Annotated in this window: 2 protein-coding genes; one reads left to right on the top strand and one right to left on the bottom strand. The window is 77.1% G+C overall.

All coding sequences use genetic code 11. The annotated features are described in order from the left end of the window. On the bottom strand, window positions 1-259 hold a 259-nt coding region (locus tag KS423_RS45830), incomplete at its 3' end, for an ATP-binding cassette domain-containing protein (RefSeq protein ID WP_224285565.1). 125 nt (window positions 260-384) lie between these two features. Here KS423_RS45830 and KS423_RS45825 point away from each other — a divergent pair. Continuing rightward, a partial coding sequence (locus KS423_RS45825) for a sensor histidine kinase (RefSeq protein WP_224285564.1) occupies window positions 385-1177 on the top strand: 793 nt, incomplete at its 3' end.

The raw sequence follows: 1177 nt of genomic DNA, 5'->3' as shown, positions 1-1177 counted from the left end.
CGCCCGCGTCGAGCAACGCGCCGGCGTGCCGCAGGCCGCGGGGCCGGCCGCGGAAGGGGCGACCGTCGACGGTGACGGTGCCGGCGGTGGGGCCGCCCAGGCCGAGGACCAGCCGCAGGGTGGTGGACTTGCCCGCGCCGTTGGGGCCGAGGAAGCCGGTGACCCGGCCGGGCCGGACGGTGAAGGAGAGGTGGTCGACGGCGGTGCGGACCCGCTTGCCGCGGCCGTAGCGCTTCGTCAGCTCGGTGACTTCGATCATGCGTCCCACGGTGCCCGGGGGAGCCGGCCGGCCGCATCGGACCGGCGTCGACACTGCTGGTCAACCGTGGCCGTACAACCACGGTTGGATGACGGCGTCGCGGACCGTCGTTACGATCTCGAACCATGCCCTCGCCCCCCTCCCCGCCGCTGCTCCGGCGCGTCCCGCCCGAGGTCTGGGTCGGCCTCGCCTGGTGCGTGGCCGCCGGCTACCCCGCCGTCCGGCTCGGCGGCGACGCCGCACAGCACCCCGGCGCCGCCGCGCACGGCGGCTGGGCGTTCACCCTGGCCGACACGGTGGTGGCCTTCGCGGGTGCGGCGCTGGTGCGACGGCTTCCGGTGCTCTCCGTCGCCCTGCTGCTGGTCGCCGCGTTCACCGAGACCGACGGCTGGGCCGCCTTCGTCCAGGTGCCGCCCGGCGCGCTGCTCGCGGTGGACACCGCGCTCTGCCTGATCACCGCGACCCGGCCGCGGCGCAGCTCCCGGGCCGCGTTCGCCCTGGTCATGGCCTTCCTGGTGCTGCACATCGGCCTGGTGCGCGGCAGCACGGTGGGCATCTTCACCGGCACCCACATCGGCTCGGCCGACGGCGCCGCGCTGCTCGCGCTGGTCGCCTGGCTGGTCGGCCGTTCGGTGCGGCAGAACCGGGAGCACGCCGAGGCGCTCGGCGCCCGGGCGGCCGAGGAGGCGGTCACCGCCGAACGGCTGCGGATCGCCCGCGAGATGCACGACACCGTCGCGCACAGCCTCGGCATCGTCGCCCTCCAGGCCGGTGCCGCCCGCCGGGTGATCGACCGCCGGCCGGAGCGGGCCAAGCAGGCGCTGGGCGAGATCGAGGCCGCCGGGCGGGACACCCTGGCGGCGCTGCGCCGGATGCTGGTCGCGCTGCGCCGGGCCGACGGCGAGGCCACGGTGCCGC

The sequence above is a fragment of the Streptomyces sp. LS1784 genome (genome assembly GCF_020103755.1).
In the GTDB taxonomy this organism is placed as follows: Bacteria; Actinomycetota; Actinomycetes; order Streptomycetales; family Streptomycetaceae; genus Kitasatospora.
The sequence above is the reverse complement of the archived record's forward strand: the minus strand, read 5'-3'. Positions and strand labels throughout refer to the sequence as shown.